Source organism: Dietzia sp. B19 (assembly GCF_014145155.1).
Lineage (GTDB): Bacteria > Actinomycetota > Actinomycetes > Mycobacteriales > Mycobacteriaceae > Dietzia > Dietzia natronolimnaea.
Genome location: NZ_JAALED010000007.1, coordinates 1 through 1,207 on the forward strand (window position 1 = coordinate 1; position 1,207 = coordinate 1,207).

2 protein-coding genes are annotated in these 1,207 nt (G+C 69.2%); both read left to right on the plus strand.

All coding sequences use genetic code 11. The features are described from left to right. Nucleotides 1–149, plus strand: a 149-nt coding sequence (locus G6020_RS00280; protein ID WP_182609279.1) for a L,D-transpeptidase family protein, incomplete at its 5' end; no start/stop codon positions are given. Nucleotides 150–287: 138 nt separating this feature from the next. Beyond that, on the plus strand, nucleotides 288–1,207 hold a 920-nt coding region (locus G6020_RS00285), incomplete at its 3' end, for a L,D-transpeptidase (protein ID WP_182609280.1).

Below are 1,207 nucleotides of genomic sequence, written 5' to 3' on the forward strand. Positions count from 1 at the left end.
GCAACGTCTCCCACGGCTGCATCAACCTCAGCCCCGAGGACGCGGCCTGGTACTACGACAACACCCGCAACGGCGACCCGTTCATCGTGGTGGGCGGCCCGGGACGGCAGTTCGGCGAGTTCGACGGCCAGGGCGACTGGAACTACTGAGGCGGCCACGGGACCGGCCCCCGGCCCACCCCCCGCGGGTCGGGGTGAAACACAATCGATATGGCGCACGACACCCTATGAGAGTCCTCCGCCTAGGCTGAGAGGTACCCCTCGTCTCCGTCGTCCCCAGGAGTAGCAATGACCCGTTCGCCCCGGATCACGGTCCTCGCCTCGATCCTCGCCGCGGCCGCCCTCGTCCTGGGGCTCGCCCCGGCGGCCAACGCGCAGTCGGTGATGCCCCCGAGCCCGCCCGGCATCCCCCAGCTGGAGAACGCGCCGTTGCCCACCCCGCTCATCCCGGGGGTAGGGGCGATGCCGGTCCTGACTTATCCGGTGATCGGTCCCGACCGACCCGCGCCCGAGTACGGCGACGTCAACGTCTTCCCCACGCAGAACGAGATCGTCGGCGTGGCGCAGCCGGTCATGTTCTTCTTCGATCGGCCCATCACGGACCGGGCCCGCGCGGAGGCCACGCTCGGCATCCGTACCGAGCCCCCGGTGGCGGGCAAGTTCTACTGGGTCAACAACTCCGAGGTGCGGTGGCGCCCGCACTCCTTCTGGCCGGTCAACACCTCGGTCACCGTCTGGGCCGGCGGCAAGCGGCAGCAGGCCTTCCGCACGGGTGACGCGCTGATCGCGGAATACGACGACCGCACCAAGCTCATCACCGTGACGCGTAACGGCCAGCACGTGCGCACCATGCGGGCCTCGGCGGGGATGCGCGGCTGGGAGACCTACAACGGCACCTACTACACGGGTCAGCGCGGCCGGAACGTGCGGATGAACTCCGAGGCCTTCGGGCTGCGGATCGAGGACGGCGGGTACGACTCGATCATCAACGACGCCGTCCGCCTGAGCTACGACGGCATCTACATCCACTCCGCCCCGTGGTCGATCGCCGACCAGGGCGTCCGCAACGTCTCCCACGGCTGCATCAACGTCAGCCCCGAGGACGCGCGCTGGTACTACGAGAACTCGCGCAACGGCGACCCGTTCATCGTCAAGAACGGCCCCGGGCGTCCCTTCGGCGCCTTCGACGGCCAGGGCGACTGGAACTA